The sequence below is a fragment of the Agrobacterium sp. A3-95 genome, from assembly GCF_053521785.1.
Genome location: NZ_JBNWDR010000002.1, coordinates 739,056 through 762,687 on the forward strand (window position 1 = coordinate 739,056; position 23,632 = coordinate 762,687).

Sequence of the window (23,632 nt, forward strand, 5' to 3'; positions counted from 1 at the left end):
TTTCCGGTAGAGACCGCATCGCGGTTTGTGTCCGGAAATGCGTATCTACGATCTATGCCGCGACGGAATCGGGTTCGCTGGCACTTTCCGGCTTTTGCGGTTCCGCGTGTTTTTCGGCCGATTTCTTGCGCGAAAACAGCCCGGTGAGGTAGGTACCCAACCTGTCCATTTCCACGAAGATGACCGGGGTGATGAACAGCGTCAGCAATTGCGAGACGATGAGACCACCGACCACGGCAACACCAAGTGGCTGGCGCAGTTCCGAGCTGGCGCCTGAGCCGAGGGCGATGGGCAGGGCGCCCAGCAGCGCGCAGAAGGTCGTCATCATGATCGGCCGGAAACGGCGCACGCAGGCTTCGTGGATGGCGCTGGTGGGCGGTTCGGCCTTTTCGCGGATCAGTTCCACCGCAACGTCGATCATCATGATCGCGTTTTTCTTGACGATGCCGATCAGCATCAACAGCCCGATCAGCGCAATGATCGAGAAATCCATGCCCATCACCTTCAGCGCCACCAGCGCGCCAAAAGCCGCCGCCGGCAGACCGGAAAGGATGGTCAGCGGGTGGATGAAGCTTTCGTAAAGCACACCCAGCACCACATAGATGGTCAACACCGCCGCAAGAATGAGGATGCCGGTATTGCCCTGGCTCTGCTGGAATATCGCCGCCGTGCCGCCATAGCTGGTGAACACGTCCTGCGGCAGGCCGATGGTGGTTTTGATCTGGTCAATACGGCTCGTCGCATCCGAAAGCGCCACGCCATCCGGCAGGTTGAAGGAGACGGTCGTAGAAACGAGCTGGCCCGTCTGGTTGATGGTCACCGGCGCCTGCGTGCGGGTGAGGGTGGCGAAGTTGGAAAGCGGAACCAGAACACCCGATTTTGCCGAGAGAATGTTGATGTCGCTCAGGAAATCGTCATTCCACTGTTTCGAGCTGTCGAATTCGACGATCACATCATAGCTATCACCGGTCGACTGGATTTGCGCCGCCGTATAACCGCCGAACGACATTTCCAGCGTCTTGCGCAATTGGTCGTTGGTAATGCCGAAGGCGGCTGCCTTTTCCGGGTCGACCGAAATCGTCGCCGCAATTGCGCCGTTCTGAGCGTCGGAATTGACGGCGGCGAATGTGCGGTCGCGGCGCATCGCCTCCATCAGCTTGTTCGACCATTCATTGGTCGCGTCGGCGTTCAGGCCCTGAATGACGAGTTGGTATTGGCTGGCGGAGCTGCGCCCGCCCAAACGTAAGCTTTGCTGGGGATTGATATAGGTGCGGATGCCCGCCACCTTCGATGTCGCCTGGCCAAGTTCCGCCAATACCTGGCTTAGCGGTGCACGCTCTTCCTTCGGCTTCAGCTCCACGAACATCGAGCCGTTATTCAGCGGGTTGCGGGAGTTGCCGCCGACTGTAGAGGTCACATGCACCACGGCCGGGTTCTTGCGGATCTGATCAGCCACCTGCGCCTGAAGATCGCGCATCGCGGTATAGGAAATGTCCTCACGCGCCTGCGTCGACACGGAAAGGCGACCGATATCCTCCTGCGGGAAGAAGCTGGAAGGCAAAGTCTCGAACAGATAAAGCGATGCTGCAACCGATGCCAGGAATGCGCCCAGAACCACGCGGCGATGGGAAAGGCACCAGCCGACGGCCTTGCCATAGAGGCGAAGCGTGCGCTCGAAGCCGGCGTCGAACCAACGGATGATGGCTGGCGGTCTGGAGGAATGACCCGAAAGCCTTGAGGCGAGCATGGGCGTGACAGTCAGCGAAACCAGCGCCGACGCCATGATCGCCAGCGTGACCACCATGCCGAATTCGTTAAACAGCCTGCCGATCACTCCGCCCATCAGCAGAATGGGAATGAACACTGCGACCAGCGAGATGGACATGGACAGAATGGTGCCGCTGACTTCCGCGGCGCCCTGAAGGGCCGCCTCGCGCATCGTCAGGCCTTTTTCTTCGTGCAGTCGCAGGATGTTTTCCAGCATGACGATCGCATCGTCCACCACAAGTCCGACCGACAATGTCAGTCCGAGTAGCGAGATATTGTCGATACTGTACCCCAGAACATACATGGCGCCGAAGGCGGTAATCAGTGATAGCGGCACGGCAAGGCCCGGAATAATGGTCGCCGTCAGATGCCCGGTGAAGAGATAGATAACCGCAACCACCAGCCCGATTGTGAGGAGCAGCGTGAACTGTACGTCGGCAATCGCGTCCTTGATTGCAGTCGAGGCGTCATTCATGACGTTGATATTGACCGATGGCGGCAATTGCTGGCGCAGCGCCGGTAACTTGGCCCGGATGGCATCCACCACATCAACGGTGTTGGCGTCCGGCTGGCGCTGCACGGCAAGAACGATCGCCTGTTCGCCATCGAACCAACTGCCGGCATTGGGGTTGTCGATACTGTCGGTGACATTGGCGATATCGCCGAGATGGATGGAAGCACCGTTGCTTGTCGCCACCACCAGCGAGCGGAAGGCCGCTGCATCGGTGCGCTGGGTGTCTGCCTCTATCGTCAGGCGCTGGTTGTCATTCTGCAACGCGCCCACGGGCACCTGATTGTTCGCCTGCGCGATGGCGGTTGTGACGGTATCGACGCCAAGCCCTCTTGCCTGAAGCTGCGAGGGATCGAGGCCAATGCGCACGGCATAGGTCTGCGCGCCGTAGATACTCACCTGCGCGACACCGGAAATGGTTGAAAGCAGCGGCGAGATGATATTCTCGGCGATTTCGTCCACCTTGCTGGTCGGCATCTCCTTGCTGTTGATGGCAAGCAGCAGTACCGGCGCATCGGCCGGGTTGGTCTTGCGGTAACTCGGCGTTGTCGTCATGTTGCTTGGCAACTGCCGCTGTGCGCGCGAGATCGCCGCCTGAACATCTGCTGCCGCTGCGTCGATGTCACGGTTGAGATCGAATTGCAGCACGATGGAGCTGTTGCCCAGAGTGTTGGTGGCGCTGATTTCGCTGACACCCGGAATGGTCTCGAACTGCTTCACCAGCGGCGTGGTGACTGAGGTGGCCATGGTTTGCGGCGAGGCGCCCGACAGCGACGACGAAACGCTGATCGTCGGAAAATCGACTTTCGGCAGCGCAGCGACGGGCAACAGGCGGAAACCGGCAAGCCCGGCGAGCACGAGGCCGATGGCGAGAAGGGTGGTTGCGACGGGTCGGTTGATGCAGAAATTCGGGATCATGGGTTACCCACCTGTTCCTGCTGGGGAATATTGGCGGCCAGATTGGCGGCCGCGCCGCCCTTGTCCGAGAATTGCTCGACCACCTGTTGACCGTCGGCAAGTCCCGACTGGCCTTCGATGATCACATGCTCGCCGCCGGTGAGGCCACTGGCAATGGCTGTCATATCGCCGTTGGAGCGGGCAACTTCCACGGTCGTCATATGAACACGGTGGTTGTCATCGACAGTGTAGACGAAATTGCCCTTCGGCCCCGGCCGCACGGCAACCGTCGGCACGACGATCATCTCCGCGTCGGAGACGAAATGAGCCGTGACGTTGACGGACTGGCCGGGCCACAACAGCCCGCGATCGTTCTTGAATTCCGCTTTAGCAAGTACGGTACCGGACGTTTGGTCTACGACGTTGTCGTAAAAACGCAGCATGCCGCTCATGGGCTCGCCGCCGGTTGCCGCCGGGTCTACATCGACCGCCGTGTCCTTCTGAACGCCTTCGCGCAATTGCGGCAGGTAGCGCTGCGACAGGCGAAAACTGACAGAGATGGGATCGTATTTCGTGATCGTCACAATATTGATGCCAGCGCTGAGATAGGCACCGGGGCTGACGGTAACATCGCCCAGTCGCCCATCGAACGGCGCACGGATCTCCATATGTTCGAGCGTTACTTGGTCGGAAGCAAGCGTCGCCTTGTCGGCATCGATCTTTGCGGCGGCGCTGTCCCTGGCTGCCCTTGCCTGATCCAGCACCTGCTGGGACTCTGCGCTCTGCTTGACCAGATTGGCGGCGCGCTGGAAGGCGGCTTCCGTCTGTTCCAGCGTTGCCTGATCGGCAGCGATATTGGCCTTGTCCTTGTCGACGGCTGCGCGGGCGATACGGTCATCCATCTTGAGGATCAGATCACCCGCCTTGATATGCTGGCCGTCCTTCGCGGAGATTTCCGTGACGAGACCGGCCTGAAGCGGCGCTATATTGGTGATGTCGGCGGCAACCGCCCATCCCGTCGCCGTAGCATCCATTGGCAACGTCGCCTTGTTGACGGCGATGGTGCTGACGGTAGGCGGCCCGCCATTGCGCCGCCCGCCACCTTGCCTCTGGCCTGTCTGCTGGCCGGCTTGACCGTTCTGCGACGTCTGGCCCTTCTTGCCGGCAGATCCATCGGCCGTTGCCGTTTCTGCATGTGGCGAAACGCTGGCGAATTGTTTGAGGTAGGGAATTTGATCAAGGGGCAGGCGATCTTTAAAATACCACGCGCCGGCGGCTGCGATGGCGAGAACGCTGAGGGCGGTCCAGAAACGTTTCATCTGACGGTTCCGCAAAATGAGAGCAATACATGTTTCCCGAACATGTTCGGCAAGCCCTGGGAGCAGCTTTAGCTCCCACAAGACACCCAATGCGCTGCAAAATCACCTTAAACTTTTGTAATGGCGGCGACGATGTCTGCCGTCATGTTGCCTTGCGAAACAAGGGTTGTGGCGCTTTTGGGCATATGCCCGTCGCCGGGCTCGATGCGCGGAACTTGACCCCAATCGTGACCAAAATAAAAAGGCGCCTCGTTTCCGGGGCGGCTTTGAACAGGAGCGGCGAGTTGCCGAGGATCAGAACGCCCGGATTGCGTTGCGCGTCGCAAGTACATCCTCGGAGACGTTGCCGGCCGTTGCGGGAACGGAGCCGACGAGGTCCAGGAACTTGTAAAGTTCGGTTGCCTGCGAGTTGGTGACGTAGATGATATCGCGATCCTGCATAGGGAATTTCGTGGTGGCAAAGAAGGTTGAAGGATCGCGCAGGTTGGCGCGGAAGATGACCGGAACTTCCTGCCCCGGGAACTTGGACATGTCGATGCCAAGCTTCACGAGAAGATCGCGTTTGACGGTACGATAGACATAGACCTGCGCAGGGTCGGCACGGGAATCGAGCAATCCGCCCGCCTTGCCCAGCGCATCCGAGAGCTTCAGCGCGGCGTCCTCAAATTCGAAACGACCATTGAGGCCGGAAGCGCCGAAAGCGAGATAGGTACGGCGTTCACGCTCCACCATGACCGTGTCGCCCGGAACCACATAGATGTTCTCGGAAGGCGTGCTGACAAGGTGATTGTAGTTGACGCGCGCGGTCTTGCCGCGACGGATCAGCGTGACATAGGATTCGATATTTGGGGCGCTGAGGCCTTTTGCATAGGAGATGACGTCGAGAACGCGGTCACCCGCTTCTGAAAGCTGGACCTTCGTCGGCTCCTTGACGTCGCCAAGCACGGATGCCTGTGCGGAGCGGCTGGAAATCTTGGTGATGAGGACCTGCGGTTCGATGGCCCGGTTGGCCAGACGCTCCTCGATCTCGCTCTGCACATCCTCGACATTGCGGCCTGTTGCGCGGATCTTGCCGGCATAGGGAACGCTGATATTGCCTTCCCGGTCTACCGTCTGGTTCGGCAGGCTGATGAAGTTGCCGGGACGGCTGCCCGCATCGTTTGGAATGAAAAGTCCGCCCGCCTGGCTTTCGAAGATTGCGACCTGCACCACGTCACCAACGCCCATCGGCAACGCCGGAACACCACCCTTGCCGCCGCCGAAACTGCCGAGCAGGGTAGCGGTGGTGGTATCGCCGACATAGTTCAGGACGGAACTGTTGATATCGATGAGAGCGTAGTCAACGCCCGCAGTTTTCTTTTTGTCCTTGGAACTGAATTTCACTGAAGCGTTGGATTCGATTGTTGCCGCATCGGGGCCTGATGCCGCGGTGACGGTGCACCCCGCAAGTGCTGCGGAGGCAAGCAGAATCGAAACATTCAATAAACGCATTTGGTCCTCAAAATAAATTTCGTCCGAAAAAAGAAACAAACCGGACATCGTATAGTTTTATAAAAATCGGCACTTCATATTTGACACCGGTAAATCAAATCTCAACCGGGCATTACATCCGTTCAGCAGAATCGTTTCACGAAATGTCTACGCTGGCATCAGGCTTATTGCCTAACTTAAGGCGATGCTTCAAGTTAAGTCGTCGCTCGATTGCGCCGGAAAATCCGTAACATTCACAATCTTCACGAACCCGAATGGCGTCAGTATCATCGTTCTTCAATATTCAATCGGACGGCATAATCACTGCGATTACCGCATAGCGCTAGTGCAGTTTTGTCACGCTTGTCCAGTTTCTTTCATGTTTGACTTAAAAACACGATAATTGGTTGTTTTGCAGTATGTTTTCCCTAAGTCAGCGGCTGATCCTTAGTCCCCGGTTGGTCTGCGGCGCCAGCCGCTCATTGACCCCGAAACGGATAGCGGCCATCATTCCCGTGTGGTCAAAAACGACCAGAATGCCGAGACCCTTGGCTATATCATAGCTGTGATCACGCAACGCCTTATCTTCCATGAAAACACCTAATGTAAATTTTAAAATTATTTATAATTCAGTGAAATATTTATTTGATGTGGATACAAAATTTATTATGAAATACTAATCGTGTATCGGAAGTATTGAATGAGGTTAAAAATCTGTCTATTGTGGCAGCTGTATAAATATGCTTAATATTAAAAACTTGAAGATTCGTATTTGCCGAGTCCCGATCCTGGTGTTGTTATACGCTCCCTGAAGCGTAGCAGAAGTACGGGTAAAATTGCTTCTACCATCTGGACGTCGCGAATGTCCGATATGGTTTTGGCCAGTTCGTTATAAATAAGCGCGGCCTCCGTTATTGTAGACCGTGTAGGCGACTTTTGGCGACACTCCGCGAAGATCGTCTCGACCCGGTCGCTGATTTTTTGCAGCAGGGCAACGTCGTAGGCAAGCGTAGGTGCCGCTGGCGCCGTGTCAAACATGTCGCCCATACCGGCCACGAGCCAACTTATATTGATGCCGAACCGCTCACGATAGAGCGCCAAAACGCCAGCGTCGGGAATACGGTCGCCCCGTTCATAGTAACCAAGCATTGCGACTGTCAGGCCTATTGCCTCAGCAAATGGCTCACGCTCGTCAAATTTCAGTGCTTCGCGGACCTCGGTCAGCCGTTTTCCCAACGGCGTCTTTGGCTCGACGCGTTTCCTGCTCATAATTCCGCATAAATATCACGATTTGGTATTTACTAGATACCAATTTGTGATATTCCTCTGTTTGTACAAAGACCAAATCACTCATGAGGTAGGCCGGTCAGGGCCGCCTCGCTCACAACGAGGAATCATTATGCACGGCGACTGCATTGCGGACAAGGCGACGGCGAGCCTGCGCTGGATAAGAGAAGGCCGGTGACGCCACTTGCTTTACCTATGAGTGTCTCTGTCGACGTCAACAGAGTATATCCAATATGGATATATTCGACCTTGAAAATTGCATGTCAGGCCCGTTCGGCCAGCGCAAAATTCACGGTATCGGCAAATTCTCGCAGGAAGCGTTCACTTGAAAAGCGGGCGGCGTTGTCGACACAGGCGTTCTTGTCGAAACTGTCGGAGTTATCGACAAACTCCTGCACCGCAGCGCAGATGGCTTCAGGCGTTTGCTCGCGGAAATAAAGGCCGGTCGGCTGATTGGAGGCGCCGAGAGGAACAACGGTCTCTAGTACACCGCCTTTTCCATAGGCGATGACGGGTGTTCCCAGCGCTTGCGATTCAACCGGGACGATGCCGAAATCGTCTTCGGCGGCAAATACGAATGCCTTGGCTTCCGCCATGTATTTGTGAAGCTCGTCATTGCCGACGAAACCGAGGATCTCGACATTGGGAGTGGCGATTTGCTTGATGCGTTTCATGTCCGGGCCGTCGCCGATGACGACCAGTCGTCTATCGGGCATTTTTGCAAAGGCTTCTACGATGAGGTGGACCTTCTTGTAAGGCACCAGCCGCGAAGCCGTGACGAAATAATCGCCTTTCAGGTCGGAAGGGGAGAGATGGGAAGTATCCACGGGCGGATAAATAACCGTAGAGTCGCGTCCGTAGCATTTGCGAACCCGGCTGCGAATGAATTTGGAATTGACCGTCATGAGATCGACGCCATTGGCGGTGCGGATGTCCCACATGCGAATATAGTGAAGAACGGCACGGGCGATCCACGAGGCGAAACCGCGACTAAGCTTCGATTCTTTCAGGTACTGGTGCTGGAGATCCCAGGCGTAACGGATGGGGCTGTGAATATAGGAGACGTGAAACTGGCCGGGTCCGGTGATAACGCCCTTGGCGACGGCGTAGCTTGAGGAAATCACCAGATCGTAGCCGCTGAGATCAAATTGTTCGACGGCCAGCGGCATCAGCGGCAGATAGGAGCGATATTTTTTACGAGCGAAAGGCAGTTTCTGGATGAAGGAGGTGTTGACCGGCCTGCCACCGAGAAAGCCCCGGTCTCGATCGCTCATGAAATCGACAAGGCAATAGAGATCCGCGTCAGGATAGATCTCAAGAAGGTTGTGAAGCACTTTTTCGGCCCCACCTCTGTCGGTGAGCCAGTCATGCACGATTGCCGTCTTCATGATTTCCTCAATAATTTCAACGTAATAAAAATTTATAACCCGCCCCGGAATAAAGCTCGGCGGTTTAGAATATCTGGTCTGTCTGCAGCCCTTAAAAACACGGCTGGGAAGGCGAATAACGTAACGATTAATAAGAATGCGAGATTATGTCTGTCGTAATCTGGTCTTGGTCTGATCCTCAATAGCACTTTGTTCGCAAATGCGAAATATCAAAGCCTCTTAATTCCTCCTCTTCGTTTTCCAGTTGAAAGCCAGCCGTAGTTTCCGCAGTTCCGGCTGGCAGCAGCGGTGTTTGCCGCGCGCCGTGTTTCGGGCGAAATAGCCTGTTTTCCATCGACTTACGTTCCGTTTCCGCCTCTTGCGAAGGCCCGTCTTCCATTTCGCCTGTCTTGGAAACCCTTCCTCGCACCGCATTGTCATTGACAAGGCGTCTTATCGAGTTATTCTGTTATAAAGATTGCTATAACATAATAATGGAACTCATAAGGTCGGAACCAAGAGCTGGGAGCTTAACAATGAGACGTAAACTTGCATTTCTCGCCACTGCTGCTTTGATGCTAGCGCCGGGCGTGATGATGGCTGCGGAAAAGGGCGGTGTCATCAATGTCGCCACGATCGGCGAGCCGCCGACACTCGATCCCATGGCCTCGACGGCCGATCTCGTAGGTATTGTCACGCAACATATTTTCGAAACGCTCTATACCTTCGACAAGGGGTGGAAGGTGACGCCGCTTCTGGCGGAAAGCCTGCCTGACATCAGTGCGGACGGCAAAACCTACACGATCAAGCTGCGGAAGGGCATCAAGTTCCATGACGGCAGCGATATGACCTCGGAAGATGTCGTCGCCTCGCTTGGCCGCTGGATGAAGATCGCATCACGCGGAAAACAGGTCGCCGGTTTCATCGACAATATCTCCGCGCCTGATGCCGAGACGGTGACAATCACCCTCAAGCAGCCCTATGCGCCGCTAACCTCGCTGCTTGCTTTCAACAACTCCGCAGCCATCATTCTGCCCGCTGAAAAGCAGGCTGAGCCGATGACAGAATTTGTCGGCACCGGCCCTTATATGCTGAAGGAACGCAAGGCGGACCAATATATCCAGCTCGTCCGTTTCGACGGCTACAAGTCTCGTGACGGTGAAAGTGACGGATATGGCGGTGCGCGCCATCAGTATCTCGATGAAATCCGTTTCGTTCCGGTTCCCGATCCGAATACCCGTGTCGAGGCCGCTGTTTCCGGCCAGTATGACTACGTCGATTCCATTCCGGTGGAATCCTTCGCCAAGGTGAAGTCCTCCTCGGCCTCGCAGCCGTTGATGCTGAAGCCCTTCGGTTATCCGGTCTTTGTATTCAATACCAAGGAAGGTTTGTCTTCCAAGCTTGAGGTCCGCAAGGCGGTGACCGAAGCGTTGAACATGGAGGACATGCTGGCGGCGGCGTTCGGCAGCACGGATTTCTATGCGCTTGATGGCGCCTACTATCCGTCCAATTTCTCCTGGCATTCGGAAGAGGGCGTCGAAGGCAATTATAATGTCGGCAACCCGGAGGCCGCAGCCGAAAAGCTGAAGGCCGCCGGATATAATGGCGAGCCGTTGCGCATCCTCACCAGCCGTCAGTATGAGTTCCACTACAAAATGGCGCAGGTGGCAGCGGAGTATCTGAAGCTTGCCGGTTTCAAGGTGGATATGCAGGTGGTGGACTGGGCGACGCTGACACAGCGCCGTGCCGACCCGAAGCTCTGGGATATCTACATCAGCCACAGCCCCTTCCTGCCGGAGCCGGCGCTGATTGGCGCGCTTTCCACAGGTTCGCCGGGCTGGTGGGACACGCCGACGCGCAAGGCGGCGGTGGACGCTTTCACCTCGGAGGCTGATCCGGAGAAGCGCGTTGCTCTCTGGGCCAAGGTGCAGAAGACGATTTATGACGAGCTGCCGCTCATCAAGATCGGCGACTTCAACGCCGTGGCGGCGAAGTCCAACAAGCTTGATGGCGTCGATCCGGCTCCCTGGCCCTATTTCTGGAATGCTTCGGTTACGAAGTAAGACCGCTCCGCACTCCGTGACCCCGGACTGAATCCGGGGTCCAGCGCGATCAAGTCTTTGACCGCAAGAGGACGCCTTCACCACGCAGACGCGCGGTGGCTGGATGCCGGATCGGATCCGGCATGACGGAGGCGGGAGTTTTCCAGCCATGAGCGCCGGGGTTACCGGCACTCGTCGACAACTCTGTTCAACCGCGTGAGAGCGGCCCATCACGCGCTTCGGAGCATTCATACGTGATACGGTATATTTTCCAGAGACTTGCCGGAATGATCGTGGTGATGTTTCTCGTCGTCACCATCGTTTTCATCATCCTGCGCGTCACGCCCGGGGATCCGGCGGCGGTGATGCTCGGGCCGGACGCTTCGGCACAGGACATCGCGGAGTTGCGCACCAGACTTGGCCTAGATCAGTCGCTTGGCGTGCAATATGTCTACTATATCGGGCAATTGCTGCGCGGCGATCTCGGCCAGTCGATCTTCCTCAACATGCCGGTTGGATCGGCGCTTCTGGATCGGGCGGAACCGACCTTCTTCCTGACGATCTTTTCGCTGTTGATCGCCAGTGCCATCGCGCTTCCCATCGGCATCTATGCCGCTTACCGGCGCGGTTCCTTCGTGGATCAGGCAGCGACAACCATTGCGATGCTGGCGGCGAGCATTCCGAGCTTCTGGCTTGGCCTGATCCTCATGCAGTTCTTCGCCGTCCGGCTCGATATGTTTCCGGTGTCGGGATATGGCGGTCCGGGCGCAAGCTTCCTCGAGCGCATGTATCACCTAACCTTGCCGGCCATCGCACTCGGCCTCGTTTCTTCCGCCCTCATTCTGCGCTTTACCCGCGCCTCGATGCTGGATGTTCTCGGCGACGACTACGTCCGCACCGCCAGAGCCAAGGGCGTCAAGGAACGCCGGGTGGTGATGAAACACGCGCTGAAGAACGCACTCATCCCCATCCTCACCGTGCTTGGTCTCACCGCCGCCGTGCTGATTTCCGGCGCGGTCGTTACGGAAACCGTGTTTGGCCTGCCGGGCGTAGGCAATCTCGTCGTGTCAGCCGTCTTGAGGCGCGATTATCCGGTCATTCAGGGCGCGCTTCTCGTCATCGCCGGGCTTTACGTGCTCATCAATTTTGCCATCGACATGCTGTATCTGCTGGTCGATCCGAGGGTTCGTTACTGATGGCCGATATCACCTCCACCGCCCAGCCGGCGCGCAACCCGACCATCCTGTTCATTCGGCGTCTGTTGAAGCGCAAGACGGTCGCAGCCGGTCTGATCGTGCTGCTCGTCTTCGTGCTGCTCGCCGTTTTCGCGCCGATGATCGCGCCTTATTCGCCGTCGAAACTGTCGATCGTCAACCGTCTGAAACCGCCGAGCGAACTCTACTGGTTCGGCACCGACGAGTTCGGCCGTGACGTTTTTTCCCGTACCATCTTTGCGGGAAGGCTGTCGCTTCTGGTCGGGGCCGCCGTGGTGGCGCTGTCGGCGTTGATCGGCATCACGCTCGGCCTGCTTGCCGGTTTCTTCCAGAAGCTGGATACGCCGATCGCGCGACTGATCGATGCCATGATGGCGTTTCCGGATATTTTGCTGGCCATCGCGCTAGTGGCCGCACTCGGGCCGTCGCTGACGACGGTAATCATTGCACTTGCCGTCGTTTATTCGCCGCGCCTTGCCCGCATCGTGCGCGCCTCGACGCTGGTTATCCGGGAATTGCCCTATGTGGAGGCGGCCAAGGCGCTCGGCATCTCCACCTTCCACATCATGACGCGGCATGTGCTGCGCAATCTGATCTCGCCGATCCTCGTGCAGTGCACCTTCCTTTTCGCCAGCGCCATGTTGGCCGAGGCCGGCCTTTCATTTTTGGGGCTGGGTGTCAGCCCCGAAATTCCGACCTGGGGAACCATGATCTCTGCCGGCCGCCAATATATCGGCCAGGCGGACTGGATGACCTATTTCCCCGGCTTTGCCATCATTCTTTCCGTGCTCTCGCTGCAAATGGTCGGCGACGGGCTGCGGGACATGCTCGACCCAAGACTGCGAAGGGATTTGTAATATGACGTCCGGTGAACAGGCAAAAACGCCTTTTCAAGCTCCCATTCTTCTCTCCAATGTGAAACCCGTCGGCTTCGAAAAGGGGGCGCCACAGGCCCAGACCGATATCCTGATCGGCGGCGATGGCAAGGTCGCGGCGGTTGGGCCTGCCCTTCAGGCGCCGGCGGATGCGCAGCGCATCGACGCAAAGGGCGCATTCGTCTCGCCCGGCTGGGTGGATCTGCACGTGCATATCTGGCATGGCGGCACCGATATCTCCATCCGCCCCTCAGAATGCGGGGCCGAGCGCGGCGTGACGACGCTGGTGGATGCCGGTTCGGCGGGGGAAGCAAATTTCCACGGTTTTCGCGAATATATCATCGAACCATCGAAGGAACGCATCAAGGCCTTCCTCAATCTCGGCTCCATCGGGCTTGTCGCCTGCAACCGGGTCCCGGAACTGCGCGATATCAAGGATATCGACCTCGACCGCATCCTTGAATGTTATGCCGAGAACAGCGAGCATATCGTTGGCCTCAAGGTGCGGGCGAGCCATGTCATTACGGGTTCTTGGGGTGTTACGCCGGTCAAACTCGGCAAGAAGATCGCCAAGATCCTGAAAGTGCCGATGATGGTGCATGTGGGTGAACCGCCTGCGCTCTACGATGAGGTGCTGGAAATTCTCGGTCCCGGCGATGTCGTGACCCATTGCTTCAACGGCAAGTCCGGCTCCAGCATCATGGAAGATGAGGACCTGTTCAACCTCGCGGAGCGCTGTGCGGGGGAAGGCATCCGGCTGGATATCGGCCACGGCGGTGCATCCTTCTCCTTCAAGGTGGCGGAAGCGGCGATCGCGCGCGGCCTTTTGCCTTTCTCGATCTCCACGGATTTGCATGGCCATTCGATGAATTTCCCCGTCTGGGATCTGGCGACGACCATGTCGAAGCTGCTTTCGGTCGATATGCCCTTCGAAAATGTCGTCGATGCCGTCACCCGCAATCCGGCCTCCATCATTCGCCTCGACATGGAAAACCGCCTCGACGTTGGCCAGCGCGCGGATTTCACGGTTTTCGATCTTGTCGATTCCGATCTGGAGGCGACCGATTCCAATGGCGATGTTTCGCGTCTCAAGCGGCTGTTCGAGCCGCGCTATGCGGTTATCGGTGCGGAGGCAATTGCCGCCAGCCGTTATGTCCCAAGAGCGCGCAAGCTCGTGCGCCACAGCCATGGCTATTCCTGGCGCTGAACCGACTGGAGCGGCGGGGAGGGATGCTCTCCGTCTTCCGCAAAGAATAGGGATACCCGTCCCGGTATTATGAGGAATTCGCGTGAAACAGTCTTCGCTTGAGGCAGATGGGCGTCATTCGCCCTACGACCGGCTTGCCGCGCTCGGCATCTCGCTGCCGCCGCCACCGCCGCCGATCGCCAATTTCGTCACGCATGTGGTGGAAGGCAACATGCTCTATCTTTCGGGGCAGGGCCCGAGGGAGGAGAACGGACACCTGTACGCCGGCAAGGTCGGAGCCGAGATCGGGCTGGACGAGGCGTACCAGCATGCGCGTTTAACCGGCATCAATCTTCTTGCCGTCATGCATGAGGCGCTTGGGGATCTGTCGCGGGTGAAGAAGGTGGTCAAGCTGCTGGGCATGGTCAATGCCGTCAGCGATTTCCGCGATCATCCAAGCGTCATCAACGGTTGTTCGGATCTCTTCATCGATGTGTTCGGCGATGCGGGGCAGCACGCCCGCTCCGCCGTGGGGTTCGGTTCGCTGCCGGGCAACATCACCGTCGAGATAGAAGCCATCATCGCCCTTAGGGATTGAGGCCGTTCAATGGTTGCGCCAGCCCATCAGCTTCTCGATCCTTTCGGCCGAAACCCTGACCTGTTCGGTATAGTGGTTTTCGTCCGCCAGCACCTTCTGTTCCGGCAGCACGATGGAGATCGTCGCCACGCATTCTCCATTGGTGTCGCAGATCGGCGAGGCGATGCAGGCAACAGCGTAGTCGGATTCCGCAACCTGTATCGACAGCCGGTCACGGAACGCCGTGCCTGCCGATTGAGAAAGCGCTTCCGGATTGATTTCCGCACGGCCGGTGGGCGACGTGCGGGCGCAGCGTTTGAAAAGCTCGACGCGCTCCTCTTCCGGCAGATGGCCAACGAGCAGGCGGCCGGATGCCGTCCAGTTCAATGGAACACGGGTGCCGACGCGCGAGGCAACCTGGAAATGGCTGGGGCCATCCGCCATGGCGAGCACCAGCATATGGTCACCGTCGCGACCGCAAAGCTGCACCGTCTCACCCGCATGGCGGCACAGATCATGCATTTCGTGGGTGGCGACACCCATGAAATCCAGCGAGCGGGCATAGGCAAGGCCGTAGTGATAAAGCCGTGCGCCGAGCCATATGTTACCTTCGGCGTTGCGCGCCAACATGTTCTTTTCGACCAGATCGTCAACGATCACATAGACGGTGGAAAGTGGCGCCTTGATCGCCTTGGCAATGGCGTAAGCGCCAGCTGGCGATCCGGTTTCGTAAAGGTAATCAATCACCTGAAGAGCGCGATCAATGCCGCTGACACGCGAGCGCTTGGACACCTTCGCGTCCGGGTTTTCCTCGGTCGCGGACAAGGCGTGTGAAGACAATTCGTCCAGTTTATGGGCGTCCAATTTCGGGCTCCTCATGAATTTTGAGAAGCTATTACATTATTATGGCATATATGTCGATGCCTATCGCATCGCAAAGACAGGAGAAAGACATGACCGAGGATATCAGAAGCAGGATCGGCCTTCGCCCGGTCATCAACGTCTCGGGCACCATGACGTCGCTCGGTGCTTCCATCGTCGTTCCAGAGGCGGTTGAGGCCATGGCGGCGATCCTGCCGCAATTCGTAGAGATCAACGATCTGCAGCGCAAGGCAAGCGCGATCATCGCGAGACTGACGGGCGGCGAGGCTGGTTTCGTCACTGCTTCCTGCTCTTCCGGCATCAGCCTTGCTGTTGCCGGCGCCATCACCGGCAACAATCTCCTGGCCATTGAAAAGCTGCCTGATATCGCACCGGAAAAGAACGAAGTGCTGGTGCAGATGGGGCATGTGGTGAGCTACGGCGCGCCGGTGGATCAGGCGATCCGGCTTGGCGGCGGCAAGGTGGTGCTGGTCGGGCAGGCCACATCGACCCATCGCTTCCACATGGAAAACGCCATCACCGAAAAGACGGCGGCGGCGGTCTATGTCATCTCGCACCATGTCGTGAGTTACGGCCTGCTGCATCTTTCCGAATTCGTAGAGATCGCCCATGCCAAGGGTGTTCCGGTTATCGTGGATGCGGCGTCCGAATATGATCTGGAGCTGTTTCTGGCCACCGGCGCAGATATTGTCCTCTATTCCGGCCACAAGTTCCTCGGTGGCCCCACCTCCGGCATCGTGGCCGGAAGTAAGGAACTGGTGCGCAACGCCTTCCTGCAAAATATGGGCATTGGCCGCGGCATGAAGGTCGGCAAGGAAAGCATCTATGGCGTTATGGCGGCACTGGAAGCCTGGGAAAAGCGCGACCATGCCGGCATCCGTGAGCGCGAGACCGGATATCTCAATCTCTGGAAGGAAACGCTGGATGGCCGCCCGGGCGTGACCGCGCTCATCGAGCCGGATCCGACCAATAACCCGCTCGACAGGCTGCGCGTCATCATCGATGCCGAAGAAGCGCATATCACTGCCTGGGACCTGACGACAGCGTTGGCCAGGGGCAATCCTCCCATCATCACCCGCGACCACGAGGTAGAGCATCGCTATTTCTATCTCGACCCATGCAATCTGCATCCCGGACAGGAAACCATCGTGGCGTCTCGTCTGGCCGAGGAACTGGACAAGGCGCGTGCCTCCAACGAGGTGATTGCAACACCTTTCGAAGACCGGAGCCGACACCGCTTCGACGGCATGCTGCGCTGGCCGGACTAGGCTTGACCGCTTGCGCCGCCAAAACCTAACGACAAGAAGGGAACGATCATGACCATGCCGCAGGCCGCACCCGTTGGTGCCGAAGATGCCGTGCTTTCCGTCCGCAATCTCACCACGTCCTTTCACGTGGATGGCGGCTGGAAACCCGTGGTTCGTGATATTTCCTTTGATGTCGGGCCGGGTGAAACGGTCGCGATCGTCGGTGAAAGCGGTTCGGGTAAAAGCGTTACCTCCCTCTCCATCATGCGGCTGCTGGATCGTGAAAGCAGCAGGGTGGAGGGTGAAATCCTGCTTGGAGGACGCAACCTGCTGTCCCTCTCCGAAGATGCCATGCGGCAGGTGAGGGGAAACGAGGTCGCCATGATCTTTCAGGAGCCGATGACCAGCCTCAATCCGCTGTTCACCATCGGCGACCAGATTTCCGAGGCCTTGTTATGCCACCAGCCGATGTCGAAAACCGACGCGAGGGCGGAGACGGTTCGGCTGCTCGAAAAGGTCCGTATTCCTTCAGCCGCATCGCGTTTCGATGAATATCCGCATCGCTTTTCCGGCGGCATGCGCCAGCGCGTGATGATCGCCATGGCGCTTGCATCCCGGCCGAAGCTGCTGATCGCCGATGAGCCGACGACCGCACTCGACGTGACTATTCAGGGCCAGATCCTTGACCTCATCAAGACGCTTCAGGAGGAGGAAGGCACGTCGGTTCTGTTCATCACCCATGACATGGGCGTGGTGGCTGAGATCGCCGATCGTACCGTTGTCATGTATCGCGGCGAGCAGGTGGAAGTTGGCGCGACCGCTGATATCTTTCATCGCGGCAAGCATCCCTATACCCGCGCGCTTTTGTCCGCCGTTCCGGTTCTGGGTTCCATGACGGGTGAGGAAAGACCGCTCAGGTTTCCCATCGTCAACACCACCACAGGCGAAACGCAGCAGCCGGCGCGGCCGGGCGATACCGTCGATTCGAGTGCCCAGCCGGTGCTCAAGGTAGAAGGGCTGACCAAGCGCTTCGATATTCACTCCGGCCTTTTGGGACGGCTCAGCGGCCGCGTGCATGCGGTGGAGAATGTGTCCTTTGATCTCAGAGCCGGCGAGACATTGTCGTTGGTCGGCGAAAGCGGTTGCGGCAAATCGACCACCGGGCGCGCCATCATGCGGCTGATCGAGCCGGATGCCGGCTCAGTGATGGTTAATGGCGAGAATATTCTCGCCCTCGACAAATCAGGCATGCGCGAGATGCGCAAAACGGTGCAGATGATCTTTCAGGACCCCTATGCCTCGCTCAACCCGCGCATGACGGTGGGTGCGGCGATTGCCGAACCGTTTCTGGAGCACCGCATGGGAAACGCCCGCGAGGCAAAGGATGTTGTGGCCGATATGCTGGCGAAGGTCGGCCTTTCGCCCGATATGGCGGCGCGCTACCCTCATGAATTTTCCGGCGGCCAGCGTCAGCGTATCTGTATCGCCCGCGCGCTTGCGCTCCAGCCGAAGGTGATTGTCGCCGATGAGAGCGTTTCGGCGCTTGATGTTTCGATCAAGGCGCAGGTCATCAACCTGATGCTGGATCTGCAGCAAAGCCTCGATCTCGCCTTCCTGTTCATCAGCCATGACATGGCGGTGGTGGAGCGCGTCAGCCACCGGGTAGCGGTAATGTATCTCGGCGAGATCGTTGAAATCGGCCCACGTGCGGCGGTGTTTGACAATCCGCAGCATGATTACACCCGCAAGCTGATGGCCGCCGTGCCGGTGCCGGACCCGGACCGCAGAAACACCCGGCGAAACGCCGCGAATGACGAGCTGAAAAGCCCGATCCGCGCGATCGATTACGTGGTGAAACCGCGTGAGTACCGTGAGGTCTCGCCCGGTCACCTTGTCGCCTGCTAAAGCGGGTTAAAGACCCGGTACATCGGATGTCGCGAAAGGCACGCGGTAACCGCGCCGGAAGGTTTCGCGCTGTCCGAGCTGGCGATACCATTGCTGTACCGCCGGAAAATCGTCGAGGTCGATTTTATGGCGCGCGAAACGCGAGACCCATGGCCAGATGGCGATATCGGCTATGGAAAAATCACCGGCGATGAATTCCCGGCCCGTCAGGCGCTGGTTCAGTGTGCGGTAGAGGCGCTCCGTATCCGAGGCGAAACGCGCCTCGGCAAAGGGTGCCTGTCCGGTATTGTAGGTCAGGAAATAATGGGCATAACCGAGTGTCGGGCCAAAATTGGCGGCTTGCCACATCAGCCATTCGGTGACTGCCAGCCGCGCAGCAGGGGAGGCAGGCAGAAGACGCCCGGCCTTTTCGGCGAGATAGATCAGAATCGCGTTCGATTCCGCTAGAACTGTGCCGTTATCGCGGTCGATGATTGCCGGTATTTTCGAGCCGGGATTGACGCGGGTATAGTCGGCTGAGAATTGTTCGCCTTTTTCAATGTCGATGGCGTGGCTGATATAGGGCAGGCCGAGTTCCTCCAGCGCAATCGAGATTTTCAGGCCGTTCGGGGTGATCCAGGTGTAGAGGTCGATCATGCTAATCGAACATCGCCTCATCTAGTGGCAAAGCTCGCCTGCCTTTCTTGCCGGTCACATCAGAAAGATCAGTATAAAGACCGCGCAATGTCGCAACGAGCTGGATGATGCGCGGATCGGTGACGCGATAAATCACCTGTTTGCCTTCCCGCGAGCCCTCGATCACACCGGCATCGCGCAATTCGGCAAGCTGCTGGGAAAGTGTCGGTTGCTGAATGCCGAGCTCATATTCCAGTGCGGAAACGGAAGCCTCCGTTTCCATGAGATAACAGACGATGGCCAAGCGATTGGCGTTGGCGACAAGCTTCAAAAGCTCGCTCGCCTCCACCACGCTGCGGCAGATGAGATTGGAAACCGGTTTCGTCACGACTACAGGTCCATTTTTCAAACTATAAAAAAGTAAATTGTATTGCGATAAATTTCAATGGTTTGATTAGGCCGAGTTTGACCGCGTTAGGAAATTTTTTAAAATCTACAGGATTGATAGATTTCTCTTTCGCTTTCCCGCAGAGGATCGCCAAAACGTTCCTCGAAAACATTCTATAAAAAAGTAGATTGATTGAGAAATGAGGTGTCGACATGAAAATCGGGGTCCATCCCAACAATCTGCATTTGCGGCTCGCCCGGCTCTGGCCCGGCGCGTTTGATGAATTCGATCCGGAATTCGTGCCCTACCGCGAGGGGCGCGATACCGCAGCGCTTTTGGAAAAAGGCGAAATTCATTTCGGCGGCACGGGCTCGACGCCGCCAATCGAGGCGGATGCGCGGGGGCTTTCCGCAGCTTATATCGCTGCCTCGGCACCACGCCCCGCAAACGGCGCGATCCTCGTGCGGCGCGACAGCCCCATCCGCTCTGCGGCCGACCTTTCGGGAAAACGCATATCGCTGATTGACGGGTCTTTTCATACCTATCTTCTTGCGCGTAGCCTGGAAGGGGCGGGGCTTGGCCTTGCGGATGTAATACGCATCGAGAGCGGTGACAGCGATAGCCTGCGCGATCTCGTGGAAGGCCGCGTCGATGCCTGGGTGACGATGTCGCCACGGCTCGAAAAAGCCCTGACCCATGACGGGATCAGTCTTCTGGTCCGTTGCGGCTCCACCATTCCCAACCGTTCGCTGTTCTGGACGCTTGCGCGTCACACTGTGGCGCTGGAACAACGCGATGCGATTGCCGCCGAACTGGACCGCGTTGGCCGCGCCGTCATGGCGGATATAGACAGAGCCGCGGCCCTTCTTGCCGCCGAGCCGGGCAGCGAAGGCGATGCGCAGTCCTGGGCAAAGGTGCTGCGCTCACGCGATCTTTCGGTGGTGCCCGCCGCCGAAAATATCCTTGCCGAACAGCAGGAGGAGGCCGATACGCTTTACAGGCACGGCCATTTCTCTCTACCGGTTCTGACCGGGCAGAGACCGGCCCCACAATCGGCCAGCGCGGGAGGCGACAGATGAACGTTTTCTGGTACATGTGCGCGCCCGATGGCGCCTATCCCTGGCAACCGGAAGGATCCCGCAAGGTTGATCTCGGTTATTACAAGCAGCTTGCGCTTGCTTATGATCAGCTTGGTTACACAGGCGCCCTGTTTGCCACCGGCGCGCATGATGTCTGGGTTCTGGCTGGCGCGCTGCTTTCCTATACCGAGCGGCTGAAGTTTCTGGTCGCGATTCATCCGGGTCTTGTCGCGCCAACGCTGCTCGCCAAGATGGCGGCGACGCTTCAGGAATTTTCGCGCGGACGCCTGCTGATCAACGTCGTCTCGGGCGATGCCAAGATGCTCGGTGCATATGGCATGACCATGCCGCATGACGAACGCTACGATATGGCGGATGAATATCTGCAGATCTGGCATCGTCTTTTTGCCGGTGAGACGGTCGATTTCAAGGGCCGCCATTTCCAGACCGAAGGCGCAAAGTTGGCACTGCCGGTGGGGCAAGGCATAGAGCCACCACCGCTATGGTTCGGCGGCTCTTCGGACAAGGCGATCGAGGTTGCCGCCAAACATGTCGAGACCTATCTTTCCTGGGGCGAAACGCCCGACCAGATCGGCGCGAAGGTCGATCTCGTCAAGGCGCGGGCGGAGAAACTCGGCCGTGAGCTAGAATACGGCATTCGCCTGTACGTTATTGTCCGCGATACGGATGAAGAGGCATGGGCCGCCGCCGCCGATCTTTACGGGCGCATGGACGAGCGTGCCATTGCAGCCAACCAGCGTTTCGTCGGCAAGACCGATTCCGTCGGCCAGCAGCGCATGACGGCGATGCATGGTGGACAGAAGCCTGAGAACCTGCGTGATCTCGAAATTGCCCCCAATCTCTGGGCCGGCATCGGTCTTGTCCGGCCGGGACCGGGCACCGCAATTGTCGGCTCGCCCGATACGGTCATCCGCACGCTGGAGGCCTATAAAAAGGCGGGCGTGAATACCTTTATTCTGTCCGGCATGCCATTGCTGGAAGAGGCCTTCCGTTTCGGGGAAAAGGTTCTTCCGCGTCTTGATGTATCGCGGGAAGTCTCGTCAGCCAAACAATTCACCTGGTCGACTTTGTTCGACCGCGACCTCTCGGCAAAGGCATCGTAAACATGGCCTTCCGGGAGTGGAGAAAAAAGACATGACGGCTGGTCCGGCAACAACGATTGCACAACGGCGCATCGGCCCGCAGCGTGCGGCGGAGCGGGCGCTTGCCGTTCTGGACAAGGCGCTTGGCGCGGTCGCCGCCGCAATCCTTGCGACTCTTCTCGTGGTGGTGCTGGTCAATGTCACCCTGCGTTATCTGTTTCACACCGGCTTCATCGGTGCGGAAGATCTCGGCATCTGGCTGCATGTGGCGATGATCGCGGTCGGCGCGCCGCTCAGTCTCAAAAGCGCACTTGCCATGCGGCTCGATGTTTTCGTGCGGTTTTTGCCTGAGCGGTTTCATGCCGCCACCGAAGTTCTGGCGGATGCCTTCTCCTTCATCGCAGCGCTGATCCTCGCCTTCGGTGGCGTTGAAATCGCGGCGATGCTGGGCGGTACGTCTCCGACGCTCGGTCTGCCGGAATGGGTGCGTTTTGGCTTTCTGGGTGCAGGCGGCGCGTTGATCCTTCTTTACCTGGCGCTTCAGCGTGTCAGTGAGGGCAAGACATTTGCCGTTCTAGTGTCTCTCACCATTGCAATTGCGGCCTATGTCGGCCTGCCGGAAGTCTTCGTAGATACGAGCTTGCCGCCCAGCCTGTTTCTGGCGCTGACGGCGGCGGTGGGGCTGGTGCTGGCAGCACCGCTCGCCCATGCCTTTCTCGCCGCAGCCTATGTGGCGATCGCCTTCGGCAGTACCTTGCCGGAGCCGGCCATCGTTTCCTCAACGGTAACAGGCATGTCGAAATTCCTGCTGCTCGCCATTCCCTTCTTCCTGCTGGCCGGAAGCCTGCTGACGGAATCGGGCGTTGCCAACCAGCTGGTTCGGTTCGCCGCCTCCATGGTTGGACACCGCCGGGCAGGGCTGGCGCAGACGACGCTGTTGACCAGCGTGCTGTTTTCCGGCGCATCCGGCTCCTCTGTCGCCAACGCCGCCTTCGGCGCTTCAACGTTCCAGCCGGAACTGGTCAAACACGGCTATCCGCCGGCGCAGGCGGGCGCGATCATCGCTGCAACGTCGGTGCTCGACAATGTCATCCCGCCCTCCATTGCCTTTCTCATCCTCGCAACGGCTACCAACCTGTCGGTGGGCTCGTTGCTGGTTGGCGGCTTTTTCGCCGGCGGGCTGATGGCGATCTGCCTTGCGGTGGCTATCCATTGGAGCGTGCGCAGCGTCGATACGCTGCCGCGCGCCACGGGCACGGAACGCTGGCGCTCGGCTATCGCCGCCATACCCGCCTTCGGTCTCGGCGTCATCGTGGTGGTCGGCATCCGCATCGGCGTCGTCACTACCACGGAGGCGGCCGCACTTGCCGCACTCTACACGCTGCTTCTCGGCTTCGGGTACCGGCTGGGCGCGGGGCGTATTTTCTCAACTTTCCGGCAATCAGCTGGTGAGGCGGCGGCCATCGGTCTCCTTATCGGCACGGCAGGCCCCTTCGCCTTTCTTCTGGCGGTCGATAATGTCTCCGGCCTCGTCACGGATTTCGTGACATTGCTTGGCGGCAGCAAGATCGCGGTGCTTCTGCTTTCCAACCTCATCCTGCTCGTGGTGGGGCTGGTGCTGGATATCGGTGCGGCCATCCTGCTGTTTGGACCGATCCTGTTGCCCGCGGCCGTTGCGGCCGGCATCGATCCCATCCATTTCGGCGTCATTCTCGTGGTCAACCTGATGATCCATGGCCTCACACCACCGCTCGGCATGCTGATCTTCGTCGTCAGCGGTGTCACCCGCATTCCGGCGACAGCGCTATTCCAGGCCGTCGTTCCCTATCTCCTATCCCTTCTCGTTTCCCTCGCCATTCTGTGCGCCTGGGCCATTGTCTTCTAAATCCGGGGTTTTATTC

Annotated in this window: 20 protein-coding genes; 10 read left to right on the forward strand and 10 right to left on the reverse strand. The window is 58.3% G+C overall.

Features of this window, described 5'->3' with window-relative positions; translation table 11 throughout:
• Positions 1-52: 52 nt before the first annotated feature.
• The 7 genes from ACQZ5Y_RS08930 to ACQZ5Y_RS08960 all read right to left on the reverse strand — a co-directional run bounded on the left by ACQZ5Y_RS08930 (position 53) and on the right by ACQZ5Y_RS08960 (position 9,018).
• On the reverse strand, positions 53-3,196 hold the full coding sequence (locus ACQZ5Y_RS08930; RefSeq protein ID WP_080801184.1) for an efflux RND transporter permease subunit: 3,144 nt from the start codon (positions 3,194-3,196) through the stop codon (positions 53-55).
• A complete protein-coding gene (locus ACQZ5Y_RS08935; RefSeq protein ID WP_111800209.1) occupies positions 3,193-4,494 on the reverse strand; it encodes an efflux RND transporter periplasmic adaptor subunit in 1,302 nt (433 codons plus the stop codon). Before ACQZ5Y_RS08935 ends, ACQZ5Y_RS08930 begins: the two co-directional genes overlap by 4 nt.
• Before the next feature lie 294 nt (positions 4,495-4,788).
• The gene (locus ACQZ5Y_RS08940; protein ID WP_013761539.1) at positions 4,789-5,985 is read right to left on the reverse strand and encodes a polysaccharide biosynthesis/export family protein; all 1,197 of its coding nucleotides are present in this window, start codon (positions 5,983-5,985) and stop codon (positions 4,789-4,791) included.
• 412 nt (positions 5,986-6,397) lie between these two features.
• A complete protein-coding gene (locus tag ACQZ5Y_RS08945) occupies positions 6,398-6,556 on the reverse strand; it encodes a hypothetical protein (protein WP_174050449.1) in 159 nt (52 codons plus the stop codon).
• A gap of 158 nt (positions 6,557-6,714) precedes the next feature.
• A complete protein-coding gene (locus tag ACQZ5Y_RS08950) occupies positions 6,715-7,233 on the reverse strand; it encodes a helix-turn-helix domain-containing protein (protein ID WP_174050447.1) in 519 nt (172 codons plus the stop codon).
• 281 nt (positions 7,234-7,514) lie between these two features.
• On the reverse strand, positions 7,515-8,639 hold the full coding sequence (locus ACQZ5Y_RS08955; RefSeq protein ID WP_174050445.1) for a glycosyltransferase family 4 protein: 1,125 nt from the start codon (positions 8,637-8,639) through the stop codon (positions 7,515-7,517).
• A gap of 178 nt (positions 8,640-8,817) precedes the next feature.
• Entirely contained in the window at positions 8,818-9,018 is a 201-nt protein-coding gene (locus ACQZ5Y_RS08960) for a hypothetical protein (protein ID WP_127966203.1), read from the reverse strand.
• A 136-nt stretch (positions 9,019-9,154) separates the two neighbouring features.
• On the opposite strand from ACQZ5Y_RS08960, the gene ACQZ5Y_RS08965 reads away from it, so the two are divergent.
• The 5 genes from ACQZ5Y_RS08965 to ACQZ5Y_RS08985 all read left to right on the forward strand — a co-directional run bounded on the left by ACQZ5Y_RS08965 (position 9,155) and on the right by ACQZ5Y_RS08985 (position 14,533).
• A complete protein-coding gene (locus ACQZ5Y_RS08965; protein WP_026330678.1) occupies positions 9,155-10,681 on the forward strand; it encodes an ABC transporter substrate-binding protein in 1,527 nt (508 codons plus the stop codon).
• Positions 10,682-10,914: 233 nt separating this feature from the next.
• Positions 10,915-11,856, forward strand: a complete 942-nt coding sequence (locus ACQZ5Y_RS08970; protein ID WP_003510794.1) for an ABC transporter permease — start codon at positions 10,915-10,917, stop codon at positions 11,854-11,856.
• The gene (locus tag ACQZ5Y_RS08975; RefSeq protein ID WP_019564634.1) at positions 11,856-12,731 is read left to right on the forward strand and encodes an ABC transporter permease; all 876 of its coding nucleotides are present in this window, start codon (positions 11,856-11,858) and stop codon (positions 12,729-12,731) included. The genes ACQZ5Y_RS08970 and ACQZ5Y_RS08975 overlap by 1 nt, the downstream gene beginning before the upstream one ends.
• A 1-nt stretch (position 12,732) precedes the next feature.
• On the forward strand, positions 12,733-13,956 hold the full coding sequence (locus ACQZ5Y_RS08980) for an amidohydrolase/deacetylase family metallohydrolase (RefSeq protein ID WP_112524219.1): 1,224 nt from the start codon (positions 12,733-12,735) through the stop codon (positions 13,954-13,956).
• A gap of 82 nt (positions 13,957-14,038) precedes the next feature.
• Positions 14,039-14,533, forward strand: coding sequence for a RidA family protein (locus ACQZ5Y_RS08985; RefSeq protein WP_019564632.1), 495 nt, complete (start codon positions 14,039-14,041; stop codon positions 14,531-14,533).
• Between the two features lie 6 nt (positions 14,534-14,539).
• Here the strand turns inward: ACQZ5Y_RS08985 and ACQZ5Y_RS08990 are convergent, their stop codons facing one another.
• Positions 14,540-15,376: an IclR family transcriptional regulator gene (locus tag ACQZ5Y_RS08990; protein ID WP_013761532.1), complete on the reverse strand. Its 837-nt coding sequence runs from the start codon at positions 15,374-15,376 to the stop codon at positions 14,540-14,542.
• A gap of 89 nt (positions 15,377-15,465) precedes the next feature.
• Here ACQZ5Y_RS08990 and ACQZ5Y_RS08995 point away from each other — a divergent pair, with 89 nt between their 5' ends.
• Positions 15,466-16,662, forward strand: a complete 1,197-nt coding sequence (locus tag ACQZ5Y_RS08995) for an aminotransferase class V-fold PLP-dependent enzyme (protein WP_013761531.1) — start codon at positions 15,466-15,468, stop codon at positions 16,660-16,662.
• Between the two features lie 48 nt (positions 16,663-16,710).
• A complete protein-coding gene (locus ACQZ5Y_RS09000; protein ID WP_013761530.1) occupies positions 16,711-18,546 on the forward strand; it encodes an ABC transporter ATP-binding protein in 1,836 nt (611 codons plus the stop codon).
• 6 nt (positions 18,547-18,552) lie between these two features.
• Here the strand turns inward: ACQZ5Y_RS09000 and ACQZ5Y_RS09005 are convergent, their stop codons facing one another.
• Both ACQZ5Y_RS09005 and ACQZ5Y_RS09010 read right to left on the reverse strand, forming a co-directional pair.
• The gene (locus tag ACQZ5Y_RS09005; protein ID WP_003510777.1) at positions 18,553-19,182 is read right to left on the reverse strand and encodes a glutathione S-transferase family protein; all 630 of its coding nucleotides are present in this window, start codon (positions 19,180-19,182) and stop codon (positions 18,553-18,555) included.
• A 1-nt stretch (position 19,183) separates the two neighbouring features.
• Positions 19,184-19,549 (reverse strand): ArsR/SmtB family transcription factor, encoded by a 366-nt coding sequence (locus ACQZ5Y_RS09010; RefSeq protein ID WP_003510774.1) that lies wholly within the window; start codon positions 19,547-19,549, stop codon positions 19,184-19,186.
• A 212-nt stretch (positions 19,550-19,761) separates the two neighbouring features.
• On the opposite strand from ACQZ5Y_RS09010, the gene ACQZ5Y_RS09015 reads away from it, so the two are divergent.
• Genes ACQZ5Y_RS09015 through ACQZ5Y_RS09025 form a run of 3 tightly spaced genes read left to right on the forward strand, consistent with a single transcriptional unit; the run spans position 19,762 to position 23,616 of the window.
• Positions 19,762-20,628, forward strand: coding sequence for an ABC transporter substrate-binding protein (locus ACQZ5Y_RS09015; protein WP_013761527.1), 867 nt, complete (start codon positions 19,762-19,764; stop codon positions 20,626-20,628).
• Positions 20,625-21,752, forward strand: coding sequence for an LLM class flavin-dependent oxidoreductase (locus ACQZ5Y_RS09020; protein ID WP_025595728.1), 1,128 nt, complete (start codon positions 20,625-20,627; stop codon positions 21,750-21,752). Before ACQZ5Y_RS09015 ends, ACQZ5Y_RS09020 begins: the two co-directional genes overlap by 4 nt.
• A gap of 31 nt (positions 21,753-21,783) precedes the next feature.
• Positions 21,784-23,616, forward strand: coding sequence for a TRAP transporter large permease (locus tag ACQZ5Y_RS09025; protein ID WP_174050443.1), 1,833 nt, complete (start codon positions 21,784-21,786; stop codon positions 23,614-23,616).
• Positions 23,617-23,632 lie beyond the last annotated feature (16 nt).

Excerpts from the sequence above, each read along its gene's own strand:
- ACQZ5Y_RS08930 (WP_080801184.1), bottom strand. The coding sequence starts at position 3,196 with ATGATCCCGAATTTCTGCATCAACCGACCCGTCGCAACCACCCTTCTC.
- ACQZ5Y_RS08935 (WP_111800209.1), bottom strand. The coding sequence starts at position 4,494 with ATGAAACGTTTCTGGACCGCCCTCAGCGTTCTCGCCATCGCAGCCGCC.
- ACQZ5Y_RS08940 (WP_013761539.1), bottom strand. The coding sequence starts at position 5,985 with ATGCGTTTATTGAATGTTTCGATTCTGCTTGCCTCCGCAGCACTTGCG.
- ACQZ5Y_RS08945 (WP_174050449.1), bottom strand. The coding sequence starts at position 6,556 with ATGGAAGATAAGGCGTTGCGTGATCACAGCTATGATATAGCCAAGGGT.
- ACQZ5Y_RS08950 (WP_174050447.1), bottom strand. The coding sequence starts at position 7,233 with ATGAGCAGGAAACGCGTCGAGCCAAAGACGCCGTTGGGAAAACGGCTG.
- ACQZ5Y_RS08955 (WP_174050445.1), bottom strand. The coding sequence starts at position 8,639 with ATGAAGACGGCAATCGTGCATGACTGGCTCACCGACAGAGGTGGGGCC.
- ACQZ5Y_RS08960 (WP_127966203.1), bottom strand. The coding sequence starts at position 9,018 with ATGGAAGACGGGCCTTCGCAAGAGGCGGAAACGGAACGTAAGTCGATG.
- ACQZ5Y_RS08965 (WP_026330678.1), top strand. The coding sequence starts at position 9,155 with ATGAGACGTAAACTTGCATTTCTCGCCACTGCTGCTTTGATGCTAGCG.
- ACQZ5Y_RS08975 (WP_019564634.1), top strand. The coding sequence starts at position 11,856 with ATGGCCGATATCACCTCCACCGCCCAGCCGGCGCGCAACCCGACCATC.
- ACQZ5Y_RS08980 (WP_112524219.1), top strand. The coding sequence starts at position 12,733 with ATGACGTCCGGTGAACAGGCAAAAACGCCTTTTCAAGCTCCCATTCTT.
- ACQZ5Y_RS08995 (WP_013761531.1), top strand. The coding sequence starts at position 15,466 with ATGACCGAGGATATCAGAAGCAGGATCGGCCTTCGCCCGGTCATCAAC.
- ACQZ5Y_RS09000 (WP_013761530.1), top strand. The coding sequence starts at position 16,711 with ATGACCATGCCGCAGGCCGCACCCGTTGGTGCCGAAGATGCCGTGCTT.
- ACQZ5Y_RS09005 (WP_003510777.1), bottom strand. The coding sequence starts at position 19,182 with ATGATCGACCTCTACACCTGGATCACCCCGAACGGCCTGAAAATCTCG.
- ACQZ5Y_RS09015 (WP_013761527.1), top strand. The coding sequence starts at position 19,762 with ATGAAAATCGGGGTCCATCCCAACAATCTGCATTTGCGGCTCGCCCGG.
- ACQZ5Y_RS09020 (WP_025595728.1), top strand. The coding sequence starts at position 20,625 with ATGAACGTTTTCTGGTACATGTGCGCGCCCGATGGCGCCTATCCCTGG.
- ACQZ5Y_RS09025 (WP_174050443.1), top strand. The coding sequence starts at position 21,784 with ATGACGGCTGGTCCGGCAACAACGATTGCACAACGGCGCATCGGCCCG.